At 69.7% G+C, this 21,730-nt stretch carries 22 protein-coding genes; all 22 read left to right on the top strand.

The genetic code is table 11. The annotated features are described in order from the left end of the window. The first annotated feature begins 854 nt into the window (after positions 1 to 854). The 22 genes from M2283_RS50710 (at position 855) to M2283_RS50605 (ending at position 21,697) form a co-directional block, all read left to right on the top strand. The gene (locus M2283_RS50710; RefSeq protein WP_280883433.1) at positions 855 to 1,418 is read left to right on the top strand and encodes a hypothetical protein; all 564 of its coding nucleotides are present in this window, start codon (positions 855 to 857) and stop codon (positions 1,416 to 1,418) included. A 70-nt stretch (positions 1,419 to 1,488) separates the two neighbouring features. Beyond that, entirely contained in the window at positions 1,489 to 1,773 is a 285-nt protein-coding gene (locus tag M2283_RS50705) for a hypothetical protein (protein ID WP_280883432.1), read from the top strand. A gap of 120 nt (positions 1,774 to 1,893) precedes the next feature. Beyond that, positions 1,894 to 2,532: a hypothetical protein gene (locus M2283_RS50700; protein WP_280883431.1), complete on the top strand. Its 639-nt coding sequence runs from the start codon at positions 1,894 to 1,896 to the stop codon at positions 2,530 to 2,532. A 114-nt stretch (positions 2,533 to 2,646) separates the two neighbouring features. After that, the gene (locus M2283_RS50695) at positions 2,647 to 3,036 is read left to right on the top strand and encodes a hypothetical protein (protein WP_280883430.1); all 390 of its coding nucleotides are present in this window, start codon (positions 2,647 to 2,649) and stop codon (positions 3,034 to 3,036) included. Beyond that, positions 3,033 to 5,105, top strand: a complete 2,073-nt coding sequence (locus tag M2283_RS50690; protein ID WP_280883429.1) for a hypothetical protein — start codon at positions 3,033 to 3,035, stop codon at positions 5,103 to 5,105. Before M2283_RS50695 ends, M2283_RS50690 begins: the two co-directional genes overlap by 4 nt. A 58-nt stretch (positions 5,106 to 5,163) precedes the next feature. Then, positions 5,164 to 5,421 carry a hypothetical protein gene (locus M2283_RS50685; protein WP_280883428.1) on the top strand — a complete coding sequence of 86 codons (258 nt, stop codon included), beginning with the start codon at positions 5,164 to 5,166 and terminating at the stop codon, positions 5,419 to 5,421. Positions 5,422 to 5,502: 81 nt separating this feature from the next. Further along, on the top strand, positions 5,503 to 6,222 hold the full coding sequence (locus M2283_RS50680; RefSeq protein WP_280883427.1) for a PP2C family protein-serine/threonine phosphatase: 720 nt from the start codon (positions 5,503 to 5,505) through the stop codon (positions 6,220 to 6,222). Positions 6,223 to 6,295: 73 nt separating this feature from the next. After that, positions 6,296 to 7,195 (top strand): methyltransferase, encoded by a 900-nt coding sequence (locus M2283_RS50675; RefSeq protein WP_280883426.1) that lies wholly within the window; start codon positions 6,296 to 6,298, stop codon positions 7,193 to 7,195. A gap of 79 nt (positions 7,196 to 7,274) precedes the next feature. Next, positions 7,275 to 8,375 (top strand): DUF6573 family protein, encoded by a 1,101-nt coding sequence (locus M2283_RS50670; RefSeq protein WP_280883425.1) that lies wholly within the window; start codon positions 7,275 to 7,277, stop codon positions 8,373 to 8,375. A 59-nt stretch (positions 8,376 to 8,434) separates the two neighbouring features. Further along, a complete protein-coding gene (locus M2283_RS50665; protein WP_280883424.1) occupies positions 8,435 to 8,719 on the top strand; it encodes a hypothetical protein in 285 nt (94 codons plus the stop codon). Between the two features lie 91 nt (positions 8,720 to 8,810). Further along, positions 8,811 to 10,337: a ParB/RepB/Spo0J family partition protein gene (locus M2283_RS50660; RefSeq protein ID WP_280883423.1), complete on the top strand. Its 1,527-nt coding sequence runs from the start codon at positions 8,811 to 8,813 to the stop codon at positions 10,335 to 10,337. Positions 10,338 to 10,432: 95 nt separating this feature from the next. Further along, positions 10,433 to 11,056, top strand: coding sequence for a hypothetical protein (locus tag M2283_RS50655; RefSeq protein ID WP_280883422.1), 624 nt, complete (start codon positions 10,433 to 10,435; stop codon positions 11,054 to 11,056). 36 nt (positions 11,057 to 11,092) lie between these two features. Beyond that, entirely contained in the window at positions 11,093 to 11,791 is a 699-nt protein-coding gene (locus M2283_RS50650; RefSeq protein ID WP_280883421.1) for a hypothetical protein, read from the top strand. Positions 11,792 to 12,619: 828 nt separating this feature from the next. Continuing rightward, positions 12,620 to 13,711 carry a hypothetical protein gene (locus M2283_RS50645; protein ID WP_280883420.1) on the top strand — a complete coding sequence of 364 codons (1,092 nt, stop codon included), beginning with the start codon at positions 12,620 to 12,622 and terminating at the stop codon, positions 13,709 to 13,711. An 89-nt stretch (positions 13,712 to 13,800) separates the two neighbouring features. Beyond that, positions 13,801 to 17,001, top strand: coding sequence for a WD40 repeat domain-containing protein (locus M2283_RS50640; protein ID WP_280883419.1), 3,201 nt, complete (start codon positions 13,801 to 13,803; stop codon positions 16,999 to 17,001). 25 nt (positions 17,002 to 17,026) lie between these two features. Further along, positions 17,027 to 18,052, top strand: a complete 1,026-nt coding sequence (locus M2283_RS50635) for a hypothetical protein (protein WP_280883418.1) — start codon at positions 17,027 to 17,029, stop codon at positions 18,050 to 18,052. Between the two features lie 133 nt (positions 18,053 to 18,185). After that, positions 18,186 to 18,719 (top strand): hypothetical protein, encoded by a 534-nt coding sequence (locus M2283_RS50630; protein ID WP_280883417.1) that lies wholly within the window; start codon positions 18,186 to 18,188, stop codon positions 18,717 to 18,719. 40 nt (positions 18,720 to 18,759) lie between these two features. Further along, positions 18,760 to 19,491: a dienelactone hydrolase family protein gene (locus M2283_RS50625; RefSeq protein WP_280883416.1), complete on the top strand. Its 732-nt coding sequence runs from the start codon at positions 18,760 to 18,762 to the stop codon at positions 19,489 to 19,491. A gap of 87 nt (positions 19,492 to 19,578) precedes the next feature. Next, entirely contained in the window at positions 19,579 to 20,628 is a 1,050-nt protein-coding gene (locus M2283_RS50620; RefSeq protein WP_280883415.1) for a tyrosine-type recombinase/integrase, read from the top strand. After that, the gene (locus tag M2283_RS50615) at positions 20,625 to 21,122 is read left to right on the top strand and encodes a hypothetical protein (protein WP_280883414.1); all 498 of its coding nucleotides are present in this window, start codon (positions 20,625 to 20,627) and stop codon (positions 21,120 to 21,122) included. Before M2283_RS50620 ends, M2283_RS50615 begins: the two co-directional genes overlap by 4 nt. Then, entirely contained in the window at positions 21,119 to 21,292 is a 174-nt protein-coding gene (locus M2283_RS50610) for a hypothetical protein (protein ID WP_280883413.1), read from the top strand. Before M2283_RS50615 ends, M2283_RS50610 begins: the two co-directional genes overlap by 4 nt. A gap of 51 nt (positions 21,293 to 21,343) precedes the next feature. Next, positions 21,344 to 21,697 (top strand): hypothetical protein, encoded by a 354-nt coding sequence (locus M2283_RS50605; RefSeq protein ID WP_280883412.1) that lies wholly within the window; start codon positions 21,344 to 21,346, stop codon positions 21,695 to 21,697. Positions 21,698 to 21,730 lie beyond the last annotated feature (33 nt).

Below are 21,730 nucleotides of genomic sequence, written 5' to 3'. Positions count from 1 at the left end.
CCGCTTCGCTCTGCCTCCGGCAGCCGAATACTCGCCGAGGGCTCGTTTCGCGCGTCCCCGCGCGGATTACCCGCCTCCGGCGGGGGCGTTATGGAAAATGGCCTCCGGCCAATTTCCATAACGTGCGTTCCTCCGGAACGAAAAGCCAATTGCGGCATTTGCGTTCCTCCGGAACGGGAAAGATGGTGAATTTGCGTGCCTCCGGCACGCAAAGAGACCTATTTTGTTTGTGGATTGACGGTGGTTCAGTTGAGAGTGCGTCATATTCGTTTCTCTGGGTGGGAGTTGAGGGAATCTCCGATTCCTTTAGAAAGCGAAGGCACTTGACTATATTCCGTGAAATAAGTAAAGCACGGAATACCAAGATAAGGGAATAGGTACCCCTCCGGGGCCCCGATTCCCTATGCGGGGTGAGGGGTTGGGCCTGCCTCCGGCAGCTCGGCCCAACACAGGGACCGCTCCATAGTCCGGACGCGCCAGCGTCCGAGCGCGGAGGTTCCCGCCGACGCGCAACCAGAAACCCCCGACCCGATCCCCCGCGCCGCCGCGCCAACCCACCGCCCAACCCCCCCCTTCTCTCATCACTTGGGCAGGGAGCAGCGGCAGCAGAGGGGATGTCAGAGCCCCGACCATGCGCAAGAACGTTGGTTGACCTGCGGATAGGTCAAGCCTCTCAAAGAGGCTCACGCAAGAGATGTTGCAAGAGAAGGCGCAGGAGCAGCCGCAAGAGAAGGTGCAAGAGATGTTGCAAGTTCGGGCGTTTCAAGTGCCTCTCTCACATTGAGGGTGTATTATTGATTTCGTAGCCAGGCGGCAACCTGGCTGAGTCTCAATCACCAACCCTAGGAGCCCCCTTGGAAACCGAAACCGTTGAGGCAGTAAGCCGCCTCACGATCCACATTGCCGGTGAGCACGAGACCGATGCATCCATCGGTCTGACGCTCATCCCCCTTCTCAAGATCCCGACAGCCATCATCGAATTCAGGCACCCTACCGGCGCGCGCGTTTGGTGGGAGGGCTGGTGCGAGGCCGCCGAAATGCTCAGCAGGATTTTTCCTCAGCAGGTCGACGCAGGCGAATTGCGTGAGCCCGAACTCACCATCAATTCGTTTGTGCTTCTGGACGACGCACCCCGGCGCGCGAAGATCCGAGCCCGCAGCGCGGCAGTGAGCCCCGACGGAATCGGCGCACTGTCCGTCACCGTCGGGGGTCTGACGATCGCGTGCGCGTCGCGGAATGCGGTCGAGTGCCAGGTTCGCGGGTGGCGCGAGGCGTACGACATGTTCGCCCGTGATGGAGGGTTCGGACTGCCGTCTGCCGACGAGGTGGCCGCACGCGTACGGGCCGACCACGCTCGCCACGGGGTCACGGAACTGTCCACGGCCGCCGAGGAGCAGCGGGCAGGCCGGGCGGGGTGACACGGCCAGGGTGGGGCGACTGCCGGTTGCCCCACCCTCCCAGAGTCACAGCCACCGAAGAAGGGACGACATGACCACTACAGGACCGATCGGTCAGGGGCAGCGGGTGCGGATCGAACGCCGCCCCACGGCGAGCCTCGCCGCTTACGCGCGACCGAGGACCGCGCGCCGGCCCGCCCCGTGGCCTGAGGTGTGGGAAGGCACGGTGTTGCAAGTGGCGTACGAGGACGACGAGTTGACCTACGTCGAAATCTACGGAAAGCGCGACAGTACCGGCGAGACCAAGCGGGTGCCGTTCAGCCTGACTCGGAACGCGTTCTTCCGTACGACCGTGACGCCGGTGAAGTCGTCGTAACTCACCACTTCCGGGGGGTGATTGAGGGTTGAGGTCACTTCCCGTAAGGGTGTAATATTGATTTTGTTGGTGAGCGGCAACTCACCGGCAGCCAACTCGACAGCCCAAGGCAGGGAAACGATGAGCGAGTACCAGGACCACGTACGGCAGAGCCTTGACGGGCAACACCGTGACCCGAGCGAGGATCTCGGCAGGACCGGGATGCGATGGAGCCCCGCCCCCCTACACGACACCGAGACGGGCAAGGCGAATCACACCGCCGCCACCGCACACGCTCTGATCGAGCTAGCGCGTGAGGCGTATCTGTTGCTTGTGGGTGACGTGCTGAGCGACGGAACACACCACTTAGTGGCCAGCGCCAGGACACCGGACGGTCTATTCACTGAAGGCCACGAGCTCACAGTGGTTGGTGGCCTTCTGATCCTCGACGAGGACGCCGCCGTAGGCGTAACCATCGTGATCGCGGCAGCCATGGTCGGCTGCTCCACCGGTGGTCTGGTCGTGCGTACGTTCGCCCCCGATGGGTCGGAGTTCGTACGCGGCTGGGGAGTCCGGAACTTCTGGCTTCGCCCGCTCACCGCTGAGGAGGTCCGAGCGGCGTACACCGTCGGCACCGAGACCGGCGCAACTCTGGCCCCGGAACCCGGCGTTGAGTACCGGCAGGCCGAGCGAGTACCCCGCCCGCAGGCGGACGGGAGCAGCGAGAGCACCGGCCGCACCGCGCCTCCGGACAACCGGCCCCCGAACCGTCGCGACTGAGCACTACCCCTCCGGGCCGGTCGAGCGACCGGCCCGGAGGGAACACCCCCTGCCCCGCCCTCCCGGTGTGAGCGGCAACTCACCCGGCACCAACCCGACCAGGAGAGACCCGACATGACCACCCACCCCGCCACCAGCACGCCGCCCACCCCTGCCGAAGCGCCGGCCGACACCGCCCCGCCCACCGAGCTGCCCCGCAACCTGGCTCGGCTCACCGCCCGCGCTGAAGAGGCGGGATGGACGACCAGCGTGCAGACGCAGCCCGGACACTGCGCATTGCTGCTCACCGCCCGCCAGGAGCCCAGGGAGACCGTCCTTCGGTGCGTGTGGACACTCACCGCCCGAGGCTACCGCTGGGACGGCGCCACCCTGGCCCGCAACGGCCAGCAGACCGCCCAGAGCATCGCATGGCGCGCCCTGGGGGACCTGGGGCCGCCGAGGCGCCCACCGCCCGCACAGCGCCCGTCCTGTCCGCTTACGGCGAGCGGGGCGCCTCCCCCGTGACGGCGGAAGCCGTCTCTGCGTCCATCGCCGCCACCCCTGCGGGCGAGATCCCCTACTTGCTTCGCCCGTGGATCAAGGCCACCGTCCCATTCGAGCTGTACCCATCACGGTTCGTCGGGCGCGACTACGTCGGAGCTGACTGCCTGCTGACCCCCGCAGGTGACGACGCCGCCCCGGACAGCCAGCCGGTCCTGTCTGTGCTCCCCTCCGGCTACCTCACGTCGAACGCCACCTACCTCGAAGATCTCGCCACGTACGCCGTCGCGGAAGGCCGCACCCCCGAGGAGGGCGCCGCCTTCGCCCGGTGGGTGATCTCGTCCGAGATCATGACGTCCGGCGTGTACGGCACGGCATATGAGCTGTGGGTCCGGTCGCTCACCTGCACCATGACCGCTGCCTACGCGGTACTCACGTACACCCGGATGAACGGCGCAGCGCTCCGCCTGGAATGCGGGTGCGGACAGCGCCACCCGGGCCGCCCGTGGGAGCGCGCCACGGTGTGGGACGACGAAGGGTGCCACTACCCCAGCTCCAGCGTCGTCCCCCTGGACCGCGTTGCCGACCTGATCACCGCACGCGGGTACCAGGTCGCTGGTGAGTGGTCGCAGGGCGATGTGGTTCGCCGGGTGCCCCTCGAGCCGACCGACCGCCCCGGAGCGGCAACGACGCCGCCCGTGGCCGCAGCGGACGCCCCGCCGTCCGACCCGGGAACCGCCGAAGCATGGGAGTCCGACGGCGGAGCCTGCCCCGGAGTCGAGCCGCCCCGCGGCCCCGAGCCCGGACCAACCGCCACCACCGCCCCGCAGGAACCCGAACCGACCGGCGACGCCCCCGCGGCCCCTCCCGCCGTCCCGACGCCGGACCAGGTAGCCACGCTGCCCAAAAACGCGCGGACCCTGGCCGAGGCAGGAACCGCGAACGGGTGGGACGTGGCCGTCACGCCCCACCTCACGCAGGGCACCTACGTACGGGCGGTCGAGGTGTCCGGCACGTTCCCTGTGCGCAACGGCACCCAGGAGTACACCGCCCGGTGTATGTGGGACGGCGCCCGTTACTGGGGGTCCGCCTCGCAGCTCAACGGCCGACACGGCGCCGCATTCCGCGAAGTGCTCGCATGGGTACGCGACGTCCGCGCCATCAGCCGCCTGGACGAGGAGGCCGGCCGCACCGTGTGGGGGCGTACGGCGGGCGAGTGGTACCACCAGCTCGGCACCGCCGTCCTCCAGATCGACGAAGCGATGGCGGAAGCGCGGTTCGAACTCGGCCTGTTGACCGGCGCCGCCGCCGAGCGAGCGTGGGCAGCTCTGGCCGACGCCGGGCAGGCGCACCAGGACGCGGCCGACGCCTTCACCCGGGCCCAACAGGCCTACCGTGCGAGCGGGAACGACGCACGGCCCCTTGCCGCAGAGCGAGACGCGGTGCTGGACGCGGGCAAGCGGGTACGCACGGCTCTGGAGCAGATCAAGGACGCACCGCGCGCAGCCGAGGCCGAGTCCCTCGCCCTGGTGGCGATCGCCGAAGCCGAGCGCCAGCAGCAGGCCGAGGAGGACGCGTGGCGAACACGGCTCGCGGCCGAAGGGCGGCAGCCCACCGCCGCCACCTTCGCGCGCCTGGTCCAACTGTTCGAGGACCCCACGCGTGCATGGGTGGCCTGGCACGCCGAACACGGGCGCACCGGCGAACCCTTCTGGCAGGCCAAGGACCGATGGACCGAGGAGCGGCACGGCAAGGGGCACCGATCCGCGTACACCCGGGCGTACCTCACCGCCACCGCCACCCTGAAAGCCGCACGCGGTGCACTCGCCATCGCCGTCGGAACCGCCCAGGGCGGAGAGGAGGGTGAACGGCTCGGCCGGGCCTGCCGCCACCGCAACTCCCAAGACGACCTTGCCTCCTGGCTGATGAGCGGCTGGAAAGCCCCCCGGGCCGCCGCGTTCACCGAGCAGCACTCCGACGAGGCGGAAGCCGTACGGGTCGCACGGCTCACCGTCGACGGAGTCGAGGACTACCGCCACGCCGAGCGCGAAGCCTGGGAGGCCGAGCGCGCGAAGACCAACACCCACCCCTAACCGCCCCGCGCCGGTCCGGGCCCCCGAGCCCGGACGGCCACCCGGAGGAGGCACCGCTGTGCGACTGAGCCAGCGCCGCGCGGACACACTGAACCGCCGCGCGCGATTCCTGCACCAACACCGCAAGGACCGCACGACGTTGCCGTGCATGGAGACCGGCGGAACCCAGGTCTACGCCTACTGGAAGCGCGGGGAAGGCCCGGTCGTGTCCGTCCACCTGGACACCGGCGAGGTACCCGACGACCTGATCACCCCGCACGGAACGATCATGGTGCGGGTCGACGTCAACGGTCACCGTGTCTTCGAAGGTGACTGACACACAACCGAAAGAGTGTACTATTGATTTTATAAGTGAGCGGCAACTCGCTGACCGCCAACCCGACCCCCAGGAGATCTCATGCCCACCCACGGTGCCTACCAGCTCATCGGCTACCGCTCCCACCAGTGCGACGCCACCGCCACCTACACCCACAACGGCGCCCGCGCGTACGTCCTGTGCGACGGCATCGGCTCCAGCGATGCGGTACGCGACTGGACCCGCACCGCAACCCGCCGCCTCGCCCGCACCGCCGCCCACCAGGCCGACGCCAAGGCCGGCCTACGAGCCGTCTACGACGACTACGCCGCCGACCCGGACCGGCAGGACAAGTACGCCCGCCGCCTGCCCGCCGCGTGCGCCGTCGTGGCCGTCACCGCCCCCGGCAAGCCGCTCACCGTCGCCTGGTGCGGAGACGCACGCGCCTACGTCCTCACCCCGCGCGGCACTCTCGCCCGCCTCACCGACGACCACAATCGCCGCCGCGTCTTCGGGGGCAGCCGCAACATCGTCACCTCATGCCTGGGAGCAACGGAGACCGACGAGGAGGTGAAGGCCTACTACGGCCATCCCGCGATCGAGTCCTGCACCCGCGCCATGGAGCCCTGCCGCCTGCTGCTCGCCAGCGACGGCGCGTACGAGCCGCTGGAGGACTCGGCGATCAACATCGCCGACTACCTCACCGGTTCCCCCCAGCACGCGGCGCGCAACGTCGCCGCGTTCGCGAACGCCCATGCCGGGCCCGGCAGCGACAACGCAACCGCCCTGGTCGCCGACCTGCGCACCGCCCCCGTCAAGTAGGACACAGCCCTGCGCCGGTCCGGGCAGCACTCCCGGACCGGCGCACCACCTCACCCCCGAAAGGCGGCATGCCATGCCCGGAAAGCTCAGCAAGGAGCAGGCCCAGAAGCACAAGAAGGCGTGCGAACTGGTCGCGGAGGAGCGGAACTTGACGGAGGAGGAACGGGAATTCGTCCTCGACCACTACCACGAGTCCGCGAACACGGTCCGCGCCCTGGACGGCGCGTTCTTCACGCCCGCCGAACTCGCCGGCCAACTCCACCTCGTCATCCCGGGTGACCGCATCATCGATCTGTGCGCGGGCATCGGGCGCCTGGCCTGGCACGCCCGCGACTTCTCGAACCGGCGCTGGGAGAATCTGCCGCCGCGCGAGATCGTGTGCGTGGAGAAGCACCCGGAGTACGTGCGGGTGGGGCGGCGCATCCTGCCGGAGGCGACGTGGATCTGTGCCGATGTGCTGGACGTCCCGGGCATGAACCTCGGTCCCTTCGACTGCGCGATCAGCAACCCGCCGTTCGGGCGCATCAAGCGCAGCGCCAACGCCCCCGGGTACCGGGGACCGTTGTTCGAGTTCCACGTGATCGCGGTCGCCGAGACGCTCGCCCGGCGCGGGGCGTTCATCATCCCGAGGGAGTCCGCTCCGTTCCGCATCGAGGACCACTTGGCGTGGCAGGACTCGCCCGTGTACGAGCGCTTCCACCGCGAGACCGGGATCACGCTCCGCCCCGGCCTCGCGATCTCCACGGACGAGTACCGCGACCAGTGGCGCGACGCCTCACCGGCCACCGAAATTGTGCTGCACAACCGCGCCGAGGACAGTTGGAGGCCCAGGCCGAGCAGGCCGCACGCCTGGAACGGGCAGCAGCCGTCCGCAAGCCCAGGCCGACGGCTTCACGCACCGCCGCCTCCCCCAGGGACGCACAGGAGACCGAGTTCGGCGGCGGCGGGAACACCTTGTTCTAAAAGGAATTGATCACCCCTCATGCGGGTGTATTATTGATTTCCTTAATGAGCGGCAACTCATCCGGCACCCACTCACAGGAGGACGCACGATGACCACGATCCGCCGGAACTGGACCCAGCGCGTGACGGAGATCCGCACGGCTGCCCGCACCTGCCGCGCCTACGACTCCGACAGCGGCAACACGGTGACGGTCGACCCGGCCCGCGCCTTCGAGGCGTGGGAGCGCACGCCGCGCGCCAGGCTCACCGAGGACACCCCCGGGCAGCAGTGGACCGTCCATGTCCACTCAAACCACTTCTACATCCTCACCGCCGAGGACCCCGGAACCGGCCCGGCAGACACCGCGCCGGCCGCCGAGACTCCGGCGCCTCCCACCGCCGCCCTGGACGCCCAGCCGTCCGGAGGGCACGACCGCAGCACGGCCCGCACACCCGCCCGCCGCAGCCAGGCATCCGGCGTTCCGGGCCACGACCACCCGGCCGACCACGCGTCCGCCCTGGCCGTTGGACTCGTGGGAAAGACCGTCCGTGTGAAACGCGCCCAGGGCCTCACTCGCGAGCAGATCCGGGACCAGTTCGAGCAGCTGCGCGCCGACGCCCAAGCCGCCGGGGACTCCGGGAAGGTGACGGCCACGGAAACGATGCTCACGGTGCACGCCATCATGGCGGCCGAGGAGACCACCGCCCAGACACCCAGCGGCCCCGCCGACGGCCGAACCCTCCTGGTCCGCATCGACTCCGTTCTGCACGAGGCCGCCGTCAGCGGCGACGCCATGCGGTCACTCCCCCTGGCCGAGCCGGACGAGATCATCCACGCCTACACCCGCGCCCAAGCCCTCGCGGACGGCACCCTGACGGCCGCCGACGCCGAGTCCGCCCGAGAGGCGGGCTTCGTGGTCCCCGTCGCCCTCACCAGCGCCGTATGGGAGGGCTGCGTGGCCTGGAACGACGGCGACAGCGAGCGGCAGGTGCCGCAGGACGAGCGCGGCCGCCTGTGGGACATCCTGCACATGGCCCGCGCGGCGATCCGGCGCGGCGGTGGAGATGGCGACCGAGTCACCTTCGACCTCCGGCGGGTACCGCGCGACGGCCGCACGCGGATGGCCCGCCCGGTCCAGCTCGTGTGCGCGATCGGACCCGGAGACCAGGGCGAGCCCGTGATCACCATCATGGAGCCCCACGAGGACTGAGCGCCCAACCGGCCCGGGGTCGCGCCGCCCCCGGGCCCCGACCCGAAAGGACCAGCACCGTGACCACTCCCGCAGCAGTCGCCGCCCGCGCGGCGAAGATCCTCGGCGGAGTATGGCAGGCCACCGCCGGCCCCTGGGAGGCCACCGGCCACCTGAACGCCCCGGAGACCGACACGTACACGCTCGACGTCGAGGACGGCGAACTGCGCCTGACGGCCAGCCTCGACCCCGGCTTCAGCATCACGTTCCTCGACCAGGTCTCCCCCTCGGGGTACGAAGTCGTCGCGGAGACGATCGCGGACGAAATCCGCCAGCACCACACCACGGCCCACCCGGACAAATAAACCCGCACCGCAATCCCGCAAGGGTGTGCAATTGATTCTAGGGAGCAAGCGGCAACTTGCTCGACACCAACCGATCGCACCAGGAGCACACGTGAGCGACACCGCAACGACGACACCGATGCAGCGGGTCACCCTGCGGCTCGGCCAGATCCGCGTCAACGAGCGCAACGTCCGTCAGGAACTCAACCTCGACGAGAGGTTCCTGAAGTCCGTCGCAGCCAACGGCGTGAAGGTCCCCGTCGTGGTCCTCCCGCTCGGCGAGGACACCTACGAGCTGAAGATGGGCCACCGGCGCTACTTCGCCGCCCAGGCCACCAAGGACACCGAAGAGGAGCAGGACGCGGTCGAGGTCCCCGCGTACGTGCTCGACCCCTCCCTTCGGGAGGCGGGCGAGGACTTCGTCGACCAGCTCATCGAGAACGACGACGACTACCGCCGTGGTTTGACCGATCTGGAGCAGGCCGACGCCCTGTTCGGTGCGGTCGGCGAGGGCATGAAGCAGGCAAGGGTCGCCGAACTCACCGGCCGGACCCGCACTCAGGTCTCCCACGCGGTCAAGACCGCCAAGACGGTCGGTGAGCGGACCCGTTCGGTCCTCGCCGAAGCCGGAACGTACGACCTCGACCTCGAAGCACTCGGCGTGCTGGGTGAGTTCGACGACGACGGTGACGCCGTAGACCGGCTGCTGGAGGCCTACGCCAAGGGACGCTTCGAGTTCCAGGTGCAGTGGGAGCACGACGACCGCACCGAACGGCAGGCCCGCGCCACGGTCCGCCCGCAGCTCCAGGCGGCCGGGGTGCGGCTGGCCGAGGACTCCGACACCCTTCCGCCGACCGCCGAGCCGCTCGCCGAACTCGACGGCCCCGACGGCGGGCCGATGACCGCCGAGGCTCACACCGGGTGCCCGGGCCACGTGGCGACGTGGGCCGAGAACCCCGGCGAGCCCGGCGAAGTGGACTACTTCTGCACCGACCCGGAGCAGTTCGGCCACCGGCCGCCCCAGGAGGACGCCCCGGAAGCGGACCGCGAGGGAGAGGTGCAGCGGGCCGAGGCGGCGGGAGAGGCCAAGGCGTCGGAGCCGTCGCGCGAGTACGTCAAGGCGGGCAACAAGGCCTACCGCGCCGCCGAGAAGGCCCGGCAGGCATGGCTGAAGGACCTGATCGGCCGCAAGAGCGCGCCCAAACCGCTCGCCGCGTTCATCACCGAGCAGCTCCTGACCTGCCCCAAACCGGTGGCCCAGTGGTCGGGAGACGTCGGCCGCCACAACCTCATCAAGGAGCTGACCGGCTACAGCACCCTTGCCGAGCGCGCCAGGACGGCGACCCCGGCCAAGCTCACCCTGCTCAACTTCTCGGTCCTGGCCGCGACGTTCGAGAAGCGGATGAACGAGGCCCGGACCTGGCGCACCGACCGCGCCGCACGGTCGGCCGTGTACGAGCTGGGGGAGATCCGCGCCGACGCCCGCACCTGGCTGACGTTCCTCGCCGAGATCGGCTACCCGCTCTCCAGCGTCGAACAGGCCATCGTCGACGACGAGGCCTTCCAGGAGCACGAGCCGGACGCGGCCGACCAGGACGCCGAGGACACCCCGGACGGCGCGAGCGCCGAGGACTCCTAGGACGCGTCCTGACCTGCGGCCCGGGCCGGACCACTCGGTCCGGCCCGGGCCCCCTCCCCCTCTCTCCGCGTGCCGCCCGCCCGGAAGGCCTCGCCATGCTCCGCTCCGAACTCCGCCTCACCACCGGCCTGTTCGTCGCCCAGGCCGCCGTCAGCAACCACACGGGCCTGATCGCCCGATCCGGGCTCGCCATGCCGGCCGCCCCCTTCGGCTCCGCCGCCTGGCAGCTGCCCGCCCTGGTCGCCTACCTCCACCGCCTCCATCAGGACGAGGAGGACCCCTCCCCCGAACTCTGGCGCACGCACACCGAACGCCAGACCGGTCCGGTGCCCCGACCACAGCGCCGTTATCAGGGCAACGGCCTGCACGACCCGGACGCGGTGTGCGTGCTCGACATCCAGCTCGGCCCGCGCGAGGAAGGAACCGGCTGGCCTGCCGCCGACCTCGCCGTCATCGAGCAGGAGGAGGGCGCCTGTCCCTTCGGGCGCGTCACCCGCCGCCACGGCACCGAGGCGATCGCCGCGCACACCGCCCAGGAGCTGAGCGCCGAGCACGACCGGCTCATGGACCGGGCCCGCCAGCACCAGGACACGTACCTCGTGCGCCTGGCCGACCTGACGCAGCGCGCGGCCGAGTGGGCCGACAAGGTCCGCGCCGCCGCGCACGCCGACACCGTCCACGCCCAGGCCGACAGGGCCCGGGCCCGCATCACCCGCTGACCAGCACCACCCACCGCCCCCGTGGAGGCCTGCGCCATGCACGAGTTCGAGCCCGCCTCACCGACCTACGCCCTCTCCAACACCGTCGTCGAGCACACCCTGCACGGCCGGGACCGCACCCGCGCCGACCTGCCCGGCGGCTACCGGCTGACCCTGCGCACCCGCGAGCTCCACGGACCGGTGAGGGCCGCGCTGGCAGCGCCCTCCCCCACCGGGCCCGCCCGGATCTGCACCGCACGGTTCAGCGCCATCACCCCGACGCCCGCCGTGTCACGCATCCTCGACGCGGTCACCCGCTACGCGCCGGCCCTGCCCGACACGCGCGCCGCCCACCCGGCCCGCGCGGCCGTAGCCCGACTGCTCACCACCGGCGCCCCCTTCCAGCAGCCCGACGAACCTGGGCTGTTCGTCCAGTTCGGGCCTGCGCAGGTCTGGCTGGACGGCCGGCAGCTCAGCGTCGCCCTGGGCGCCCCCGGCACTGGGCTCAGCCTCATCCTGGGAGGTCCCTGGGACGCACCGTCTACTGCGCGTCTCACCGCCCTCGTCCTGCGGGAGCTGCCCGACGCCGAGGAACTCGCCGGCCAGCTCGCCGCGCTGCTGCCGCCCGGTCCGTGGCAGGTCCTGTCCGACCCAGTGGCACCCCGACCCCGCACTGGTCCTCTTGGCGTGCACGTACGAGTACCGGGCGAAGGCGGCCGGGCAGCCCGCGGCCGCGGAACTCGGCGAGAGGAATGACCACCAGGTCGAGGTGCGCGGACCGGAACCAGTCCAAGTCACTGAGCGGCGAGGCCTCACGGTCGTGCAGGACGACGTGCAGGTCGTAGTCGGATCGCTCGGTCGGCATCCCGTCGTGCACCCGGGAGCCACTGAGAACGAGTCCGACGACACCGGGATCGGCGGAGGCCCGGGCGACGAAGGCGGCCAGGGTGGCGTCGGGGGTGGGGCCGGAAACCGGGGAAGCGCAGGCATGTTGGTGATCTCTCCGTGCGGAAACGTGCGCGGGCGAAGGCCCTCGACCATCGGCCGCAGGTGCGGACCGATTCGCGTCTGCGGCATCGGGGACGCCGCAAGGAAGATCACTGCACGCCGCCGACGCTACTCAGGACAGCGCTGCAGCGGAAACGAATCCGGCCTGCCGACGGAGCCGCTTCGCTGAGGCGGGCCTGGCCAACGCCGAGGAGAACGCCACCACTTGCCGGCCAGTTCGGCCTTTCTGGCAGCACGATTGTGGGCGGATCGGTGCGCACGATGGCTGTGATGCTGCGCCGCCGTGCCGAGCCTTACACGAGATGAAATTGCAACATAGCGGTTGTCGCATAACAAGTCAGAAGTTCTGCCGTATTGGGCACAGTTAAAGCTTCACCGTCTGAGGGGGACGGAGAAGAACGGCGCTGGGGGGCGGGCGGGGTGGGAATACGTACGGGGATTCGTGGTGGTCGAAGAGGCTTGTTGGCGTTGGTGGCTGTGCTCGGGGTCGGCTGCGGGATAGCAGGGGTTGTTCTGGGTGTCGGCGGGAGTGACGACTCGGGCCACTCGGACCGCACACGAAAGAACGCATCGTCTGTGAGCCTGGCGGTGGCTCGGCGTCAACTCGCGGCACGGCAGCCGTCGATGTCGTCAGTGGTGGTGCGCTCGCCCGGCGGTTTCGAGGCCGCCTGTTACGACCAACGCGGGCACCTGGTGTTCTGGCGTTACAGCGCGGGCGGCTGGCACCAGATGGCTCAGTCCACCTATCCGCCCGACTCGGCTGACGGGCCGCCCAGTTATGACGAGCACGGGGTGGGCGTCGAGGGTGCGGTTCTCTCCGGGATGTCCGATGCCGTGTTCATCGTCACGGGGCCGTTTTCGGGCGACGGGACGGGCAATGCCGTGGCGTTCGGCAACGGTCCCGACGGCTGGGGTCTGCTCGTCCAGGACGGAGCGAGCCGGCTGCGTTCGTCGGGCACCGGGAGCGGTTCCTCCGACACCGGCCAGTACCTGTCGGCCCGGTTCACCGGTGGCCTTATGGAAACGGCAGTCGACTCGGGGGCGTTCTCGAACGCCTTCGGATCCGGCTTCCCCGTCCGACGGCAGTGGCGCTGGTCGAAAGACCACCTCGTACTGGCCGGCGACAGCGTCGTCACCGCCGCCACGACGTCTGCGCCGACCGGCGACGTCCCCGTCCTGCCGTCGGCGGCGCCGGCCGACGGCACCTACGGCGCGCTGCTGCAGTACGCGACGGTGAGCGACGCGCACACCACTCTGGGAAACGATGCGCACATCGATCTGGCGGTGGCACCGGCCCGGGTGTCCGCGGCATGCGCCAGCAAGGGCATGTGTGCTGCGGACGCAACGTCGGCCACGGCTCACGTCACAGCCGGTGCTCAGGTGAGGACCGTGTATCCGGTAGTCGCTGAAGGCCGCCAAAACCTGATCACCGGGCCCCTGTGGCCGCTCGCGGGTATGGCGCAGTCGCTGTGGGGCGAAGACAGCAACACGTCGTTCCAGCCTCTCGAGACCAGTCCCGGTGGCTATCGCACCCGGGGAGCCACACCGTGGTACATCCCGGCGGCGTTGCACGCGACCGAGTTCCGCGTGGGTCGAGGCGCGCCGGTCGAGATCACCTTTCGCAACCGCTCCGTGACCGGCGTAGTCCTGATGGCTCCTGCCGAGTAAGGCCGCCGCGACGGCCGTTGAATCACAAGACCCCGGTTCGGCACAGCCGCGGGGACTCATAGTGCGGCAAGCCCAGAAGAGGTGCAAAGGTGCGAAGAGGCATACGCGGACGTGAGTCGACCGACGGGTCCGCCGGCACGGAAAGCACGGGCAGCGAGCCGGAGGTGACGGCCGCTCCCGAGTTGTTCGAACTCTGCCGGGCGGCCGTCCAGCAGGAGCCGACGGCTGCCCTGGATGCCCTGGACCGGATCCAGCAGCGTGTCTCGGCGCGGCAGACACCAGCGGCGGCGGCCGTGCTGGCCGTTGCCCGGGCCCTGTGTGACCACGACCGGGCCCGGCAGCGGCTGTCTCCGGCGCTGGAGTACTGGCGGTCGGCCGAGTTGCTGCCACAGGCGTGGCCGACTGTCGTCCGCCAGGACACCTCCGCCGAGACACCGACGAGGCTGGCGGTGGTGCTCGGCATCTTGAGCGGGCCGGACAGCGGGCCGGCCGAGGCATTCGCCGCTCTCGTCGCATGCACCCTGGCCGATGCGCCCACAGCCTCGATCGTCGCCGAGACGGAAAGCACGCTCACCGGCATCACCGACGACAGCGGTGCCGAGTCGGGCAACGTCCCCGGCGAGGTCCGGCTGATGCTGGCGGTTCTCGACGACGGGCCGGCCGGCATCCACCCCGATCCGGCCCGGATGGCCTTGCTGCGCGCGACCGCTTCCTTCGCATCGGCCGTGCGGGATGCCTGGCGGGCATCCTCTCTCGCCGAGCACGAGCGCTGTGTCCTGTGGGCCGCCGAGCAGGCGAACGGCACCCCTGTGGCGACGGCGGACCAGGCCCTCGGGGAGGCCTTCGGGCCCGCTCTCGCCGTACTCGAGAACCGGCGCGCCGCATCGGGCCGGTGGCTGCCCGACGGGCTGCGGCAGCTGCCGCACCTGCTGTCGTCCTCCTGGCGGAACGCAGGACACCGTCCTCGACGGGCGGCCACCGCAGTGGTCGGCGCCGTGACGGCCACCGCGCTCATCCTGCTCGGCCTCACCCTGGGAGGCTGGCGCCACGGTCCTGATTCTGCCGCCGTGGCGGACCGGCTGGCGGCACGCGCACTGAGCGCGGAGGACCAGAATCCTCAGCTGGCCGCCCAACTCGCCCTGGCCGCCTACCGAATCCACCCAGATGAGCAGACGGCGGGTCTGCTGCGGCGGATCAGCGAGGACGACGCCTTCGTCGCCCGGCGGATCAACACCGGCACGGGAAAGCTCACTGCCCTCGCGCAGGACGACCGCCGGCAACTGGTCTTCACCGCCGGTCCCAAGGGCGGCGTACGGGTCTGGAGTCTGTGGTCGGGCAAGCAACTCGGCCGCGTCGGCAAAAGCTCGGCCGTCGTCGCGCTCGCCTCCGCACCGGACGCACCACTGCTGGTGGGCGCCGACAACAGCGGCAACGTCCTGCTGTGGCGCACCGGCGACCTCTCCCGCATCTCAGCGCCCGTACGCCTGGCCAAACCAGCTGCGGACGGTTCCGGCGTGCGCACCGTCGGGCTCGGGTTCACCGACGACGGGCGCAGCATCTTCTGGGTGGCAGGCACCGGTGAGATCCGCGTGTGGAACGCCCGCACCCATAGCGGGCACACCAGTTGGCTCACCAACAAGGTCAACCACGGTGCGCTGCCGGCGACTGCGGTGAGCAACCCGTACGCCAGGTGGGACGGATCGGCGCCGCACATCCTCATCGGCAGCGAGGACGAGGGAGTCTTCTCCTTCGACCTCGGCACCCGCCTCTTCAAGAACATCCTCGGCGCCTCCGCCCTGAGGGGGCGGGCCACGGCGCTGGCCGCAGAGTCCATCGGCGACACCCTGACGGTCACGGTCGGCACGAGCGCAGGCCTTGCAGGCTGGACGCTGGGACACACCCGGCACGAGACCTTCCCGTACGCCGCCATCAACCGGTACGTCAATGCACTGGCCGTTCGGGGCAACGGCACTCTCGCCGTGGCGACCGACCGGGGAACCGAGCTCATCACCGACGACGGCAGCCTGCTGACCTCCCGGCCGCAAGGCGGCTACGCCGGCGGGTTCGGCGTGCCCTCCGACCCCGCCGGACAGTCTCTCTCCGTCGGCGGCAGCGGGGACACCGTCTGCATCCTCACCGTCAGCGGCGCCGGTCTCGCGCCCGCCACAGGCGGGGCATCCACCGTCCTGGCCTATGACCGGTCGGGGAACCTGCTGCTGAGCGACCCGGACAACGACAACCGCACCCGGCACATGTACACCGTCCGCCCCAACCCGCGCGACCCGGGCCGCCACGCCTCGGACACCACCCACCGCCGCACGTTCGGTGCGAAGAAGTCCTGGTGGGAATCCACGTCCACCTTCTATGCCAACGGGGCGGCCCTCACGCCGTCATTGGCCGCCGTAGCCGGGCAGGACCCGGACGGACAGGCCACCGTCCTCGTCTGGAACGCCAGGACCGGGCAGCCCCTGCGTCATCTGGTCTTCCCCGACGACAGCACCGAGGACGGAGCCACCAGTCCGAGCGGCGTGCCGAACATCGCCGTATCCGTCGCCCTCGACCCGCGCCTGCACCTGCTGATCGCCCGCGACGCCGCGGGAAAGGTCGCCGCCTGGTCCACCCGCACCTGGCGCCAGGCGTTTCACATCTCCACCGGGGCGACCAAGGGCAGCAGCATGGCCCTGAGCCCGGACGGCCGCACGCTGGTGCTTCCCATGGGCACGGGCCGGCCTGACGACATCGGAAGCAGCAACAGCCTCGCCTTCGTCGACCTGCGCAGCCACAAGCTGAACACGGTCTCCCTCAGCCGCTGGGCGAACGAGGTGGCCTACGCACCGGACGGCGCCCACATCGCCATCCTGTCCGGGGATGACACGGTCACCTTCCTCGACCGTGCCGGGCATCCCGCACCCGGCACGCCGGTCATCGCCCTGCCCGGCCCGGCCACCGGCATCGCCTACAGCCCCGACGGGCGTCATCTCGCCGTCGGCGACGTTCTCAGCCGGGTCCTGGTTTTCGGCACGAGCGATGGACAACTCGCCTACCCGGCCTTTCAGTTGCCCGAGGGTCAGTCAGCCGTCGACGTCGCCTTCGACCCCACCGGCACCCTGCTGACCGCAGACGGAGGCATCCTTGGGCCCCATCCCCAGGCGCTCTCCACCTACTTCTGGACCCTGGATCCCACCAACTGGGCCGACCGTGTCTGCGCCCTTGCGGGAGGCGGCATGAGCCGCGCCTCCTGGGCCCAGTACATCAGCACCGCAAGCCCCTACGACCACCTCTGTGCCTGAACCGACCGACGCTGGAGACCTGCCCATGTCGCGCCGATCATCGAACTGGGAAGCCCACCGCACCCGCTCCGGCACCGCCGGGCGCGGCGCCCGACGCCGGCACCTCGGCGCCGCCGCACAGCGCAGGTCCGAACCGAGGAGCCCGGAGGCTCTGCCCGCCCCGCAGCAGGCCATCCGCACCAGGGTCACCGCAGGTGCTGCCACGTTGCTGATCGCTGCAGGCGGAGGCATTGGGGTGGCGGTGAGCGCGCACGCGCAGAGCGCCTTCGACGCCGGGTGGGACTGGTTCGCCTCGCTGCTCAGAGACGATCCCCCCGCACGCCTGACCGTCTCATCGGTCACCCCCATGGACGTCAGTGCCGGCGCCACGGTCGTCTACGCCCGCCCGACACGCCTGACCCAGCAGCAGATAGAGCACGCCCTCGAGACCGCGACCGGTCCCGGTGTGGTGGTCCCCAACGCCATGGCAGAAAAGGTCGTGCTCACCAATACCGGGTCGGGCACCGTCTATGTCACGGACATCGCCGTACACAAGACCTGTACCAGGCCGCTGAACGGCACGATCCTCTACGCCCCTCCCGGGGGCAACGGCGGAGGGCCCGAGGGTGTCGTCGGCATCGGCTTCGACCTGGACTCGCCCCATCCGCTGGCCCAGAAGTTCAACGCGGACTCGCTGAAGCTCTCGGGGCGTTACTTCCTCAATCACGACCTGCCCGTGGTGAAGGGCATTCCCCAGACCCTGCTGCTGTTCGCGCGGACCCGTCGTTCCTACTGCCACTACAGCTATGAGATAACGCTGCACGGCGACGGAAAGCCGACAACACAAAAGATCCCGGCCAAAGGACGCCCCTACCAGATCACGGCCGACTTGATCGCGGACAAGTCCCCCCGGCCGCTGGCCGCCTACCAAACGGCGTACGTGCCGGGCGAGCAGAACATCACGGCAGGCGGCGCCCAGAAGCCCTCCGCCTCTTCCAACAACAGCTTCGTGAAGGTCGACCCCAAGACCTGGAAGCCCTCTCCGGAGTACAGCCCACCTGCTCGGCGTTGAACCCGGCCGAGCGCCCCGAACCCGCTCGGCCGCACCCGCCAACGGCCCGCCGCCACCGGCGCGTTCGGTGCTGCGGTAGACCCACTGGTAGGCCCAGGGTGCCCGGGCCAGCCGCTCGTTGGAGATCGCGGTCATGGACGACTCCCGCCAGCCCGAGCGGATCATCGAGCGCGGGCCCTGGGCGCTGTGGGACGAGTACGAGTCCAACGGCACCGTTCCCCAGCAGGACGGCTTTCGGCTCTGCAGCTTGCACGCCAAAGGCGAGGTCGGCGACGCGCTGATCGCCCAGGAGATCGGCGACCGGCCCTTCCGCCAGGTGACGGGGTTCAACGCCGATGAGGCCGGCCGCAGCCGCCGGGACCAGGCCGCGAGCAAGAACCCGCTGCGCCAGGGCGTGTACCCCCTTGATCGACTGGGGGTGGGGGCGCCAGCGGTGCGAAGCGTTCCTGTACGAGCGGTCCGGGGTGCGGTGGGAGAAGAGTTACTGCAGCTTCTGCTTTATGTGGAATCGAGCGGGTCTAGTGCCGCGTCAGGCAACGTTCGCCCTGGCGAGACGCGAGGGATGCCCCTGTGCGGAGTTCAGCATCGCCGTGCCCGCTGCAAACTCGATGAGGTGAGACCGATCAAGGCTGTGACAGATTGGGGTCTCCTCCCTCGCATGGTCTAGGGAGCGCCTGCAGAAGGCATCCCGAAAGGCTTGAAACGCTATGCGCTTCATCTCCAAGACGTCGTTGGGCGGCGTGGTCGAACAGCTCTTCACCCTCGACGAGATCCCCGGTGTGCTGTGGACGCCGGAAGACGCCCACGGCACTCGCCCCCTGATCCTGATGGGACACGGCGGCGGGCAACACAAGAAGGCCCCCGGCATCCTGGCCCGCGCGCATCACTTCGCCGCCGAGGGCGGGTTCGCGGTCGCCGCGATCGACGTGCCCAACCACGGCGAGCGGCCGACGGACGAAGAGTTCGACCGGATCGCGACTGAGTACCGGGCGTGTATGGCCGCCGGAGAGGATACGGCTGCGCTGGACACCGCCATGTACACGCTCGTGGTCGGGCAGACCGTCGCGGAATGGCAGGCGGTCCTGACCGCAGTCCAGCAGCTCGACCATATCGGCGGCGGACCGGTGGGCTACTGGGGCGTGTCTCTGGGCTGCGCGTTCGGTATACCGTTCGTCGCCGCAGAACCTCGAGTCCGCGCCGCGGTACTGGGCCTTCAAGGGTCGCCCGTGCTGGCCGGGACCGCCGCGCAGATCACCGTGCCGGTGCAATTTCTGGTCCAGTGGGACGATGAGCGGATGCCCCGTGCACAGAGCCTGGCGTTGTTCGACGCCATCGGTTCAGCCGAGAAGACACTGCACGCCAACCCCGGCAAGCACGGAGATCTGCCGCGGTTCGAGATAGACGACTCGCTGCGATTCTTCGCCCGACATCTGAGCTGATACATCTGTAGTCCACGCCGCCGACGAGCGCCTACGCTGGACCGTCACCAAGGCGAACGTTGCCTGATGCGGCACTAGCCTGCAGTCATGGCCCCGATACCGTGGGGCAAGTTCCCCACTGTTGCAGAGCATCAACTGGCCCGCCGGTGGCTGCAGTTCACCGCGAACATCGGTCGAGCACCCAACACGATCGACGCATACGGGCGTGCGGTCGAGGACCACCTGCGGTTCTGCGCCGCGGAAGCAACAGACCCGCTGATGGCCCGCGCGGACACCGTCGCCGCCTGGATCAGGAACATGTTGGACCGGCCCCGAACCGTCGGACACGCGTCGAAAGGGTCACGCCAAGCCGAGACGGGCCTGGCGAACGCGACCATCCAACAGCGCCTGGTCGCTGTCCGGTCCTTCTACGAATACCTGGTGGAAGACGGCCTGCGCGAACAGAACCCGGTCCGCCGGGGGCAGGCCGGACGCGGCGGCCGAAGACCCCGTCAGGGCTTGGTACGGCACATCGAGCAAGCCCCGTGGATCCCCGCCGAGGAGGTCTGGCAACGGATCCTGGCCGTCTGTGCAGTGGAATCGCTGCGCAACCGGCTGATGGTCACGCTCGCCTACGACGGTGCCCTGCGCCGCCAAGAACTCGTCCAACTCGACGTCGAAGACTTCGAGCCCGCACACCGTCTCATCCACCTGCGGGCAGAGACCACCAAGTCCCAGAGGGCCCGGGAGGTGGCCTTCGGCAGCACCTCGTCGCAGTTGTTCGTGACCTATCTCCGCGAACGTCGCACGCTGTTCGGCCGGATCGACGGGCCGCTGTTCCGGTCGGTGTCGAACCGCAACTACGGTGCGCCGCTGGGACCTTCCAGCTGGTCGAAGATCGTCGAACGCATCGCCCGAAGTGCCGGGGCCGCCCGGCTGTCCACCCACACCTTCCGGCATCTACGGCTGACCGACCTGGCCCGCGCCGACTGGACCCTTGAGCAGATCGCCCAGTACGCCGGCCACCGCGATCTGGCGACCACCATGCGCTACATCCACCTGTCCGGCCGTGAACTGGCCGCCCGTTTCCACCGCGCGAACACCACCATCCACGCCGACCGCGAGCGACTGCTCGCCTCACTGCTGGAGGAGCCATGAACCCAGCCGACACCGGCCATGCCCCCGCCGGGGTGACGACGCGTGAGGCCCTGCTCGACCTGATGCGCCCGGTCGACGAAGCCGTACGCGAATGGCCCCGCAAGACCGGCCGCGCCGCCCGCAACCGGGTCCTCGACGCAGTACGAGCCCGCGGCCTCTCCTACCAGTCGTGGGACGAAGCCACCTGGGCGGAGGTGTCCGCCGAGGCCGGCCCGGCCCGTCTGCACATCGCAGCCCTCGGGCACCTCCTCGGCGGGCATCACCGCCTGCACCACACCGCCGGAATCCGCCAGATACACAAGCTCGCGGACCTGGTCTTCGGCCCCGGAGCCACCGAGCCCGCACTGCGCGAAGTCGAACAGACGCTGAATTCCTGGCAGACCTCCCCACACCTGCTGGAGCGGCAGGTCGGCAACGCGGTCCTCGAAGCTCTCCTCAGTGCCGCAAGCCCCCGTCTGGAAGACCTCACGACACCCTGCTGCGCCAACTGGTGACCGAGTACGACAAGATGATCGGCCTGCACAGTCGACGCCGCGGCCTGATCAAGCTTTCCCGGGTGCTCGCAGGCAAGGGGATCATCCCCGCCCCGCTGCACAGCAACGAAGGCAAGGCCGGCCCCCGTTCCGACATGCTCTCCACCGTCCCGCCCCAATGGGCCGAATAGGCCTTGCGCTGGCGGAAGTTCTCCACGCATGAGCCCGGCACCATCCGCTCGATGTTCTCCGTCATCCTCATCGCCGGACGCTGGGCCGCGGAAAAGCACGCCGACGTCATCGCACCGGATCAGTGGAGCCGGGACATGGCGGCCGAGTACGTCGCCGACACCATGCACGCCACCGTCGGCCAGTGGGCCGGCCACAACCGCAACCGCAGCCGCTTCGGCCAGCCCATCTCCCCCGGCGGCCGGGCAGCGAGGATCGACAGCATTCGCGGGTTCTTCTGCGACCTCATCGAATGGGAATGGATCAAGCCGCGCTTCGACCCGCGCCGCGTGATGAGCATGCCCCTTGTGGACGTTCGCGATATTCCCCCGCCGAAAGTTTGCGTAATTCGCCCACCCCTCGCCTGATCGGGGTCACTTGACCGGGGGCTTGCCGCGCTT

This window comes from Streptomyces pseudovenezuelae, from assembly GCF_029892565.1.
GTDB lineage: Bacteria > Actinomycetota > Actinomycetes > Streptomycetales > Streptomycetaceae > Streptomyces > Streptomyces pseudovenezuelae_A.
The sequence above is the reverse complement of the archived record's forward strand: the minus strand, read 5'-3'. Positions and strand labels throughout refer to the sequence as shown.

Bases quoted from the DNA above. Each gene is read 5' to 3' on its own strand.
- M2283_RS50680 (WP_280883427.1), top strand. From the start codon at position 5,503: ATGCCCACCCACGGTGCCTACCAGCTCATCGGCTACCGCTCCCACCAG.
- M2283_RS50695 (WP_280883430.1), top strand. From the start codon at position 2,647: ATGACCACCCACCCCGCCACCAGCACGCCGCCCACCCCTGCCGAAGCG.
- M2283_RS50630 (WP_280883417.1), top strand. From the start codon at position 18,186: ATGGACGACTCCCGCCAGCCCGAGCGGATCATCGAGCGCGGGCCCTGG.
- M2283_RS50670 (WP_280883425.1), top strand. From the start codon at position 7,275: ATGACCACGATCCGCCGGAACTGGACCCAGCGCGTGACGGAGATCCGC.
- M2283_RS50675 (WP_280883426.1), top strand. From the start codon at position 6,296: ATGCCCGGAAAGCTCAGCAAGGAGCAGGCCCAGAAGCACAAGAAGGCG.
- M2283_RS50615 (WP_280883414.1), top strand. From the start codon at position 20,625: ATGAACCCAGCCGACACCGGCCATGCCCCCGCCGGGGTGACGACGCGT.
- M2283_RS50650 (WP_280883421.1), top strand. From the start codon at position 11,093: ATGCACGAGTTCGAGCCCGCCTCACCGACCTACGCCCTCTCCAACACC.
- M2283_RS50700 (WP_280883431.1), top strand. From the start codon at position 1,894: ATGAGCGAGTACCAGGACCACGTACGGCAGAGCCTTGACGGGCAACAC.
- M2283_RS50655 (WP_280883422.1), top strand. From the start codon at position 10,433: ATGCTCCGCTCCGAACTCCGCCTCACCACCGGCCTGTTCGTCGCCCAG.
- M2283_RS50620 (WP_280883415.1), top strand. From the start codon at position 19,579: ATGGCCCCGATACCGTGGGGCAAGTTCCCCACTGTTGCAGAGCATCAA.
- M2283_RS50635 (WP_280883418.1), top strand. From the start codon at position 17,027: ATGTCGCGCCGATCATCGAACTGGGAAGCCCACCGCACCCGCTCCGGC.
- M2283_RS50605 (WP_280883412.1), top strand. From the start codon at position 21,344: ATGTTCTCCGTCATCCTCATCGCCGGACGCTGGGCCGCGGAAAAGCAC.
- M2283_RS50705 (WP_280883432.1), top strand. From the start codon at position 1,489: ATGACCACTACAGGACCGATCGGTCAGGGGCAGCGGGTGCGGATCGAA.
- M2283_RS50625 (WP_280883416.1), top strand. From the start codon at position 18,760: ATGCGCTTCATCTCCAAGACGTCGTTGGGCGGCGTGGTCGAACAGCTC.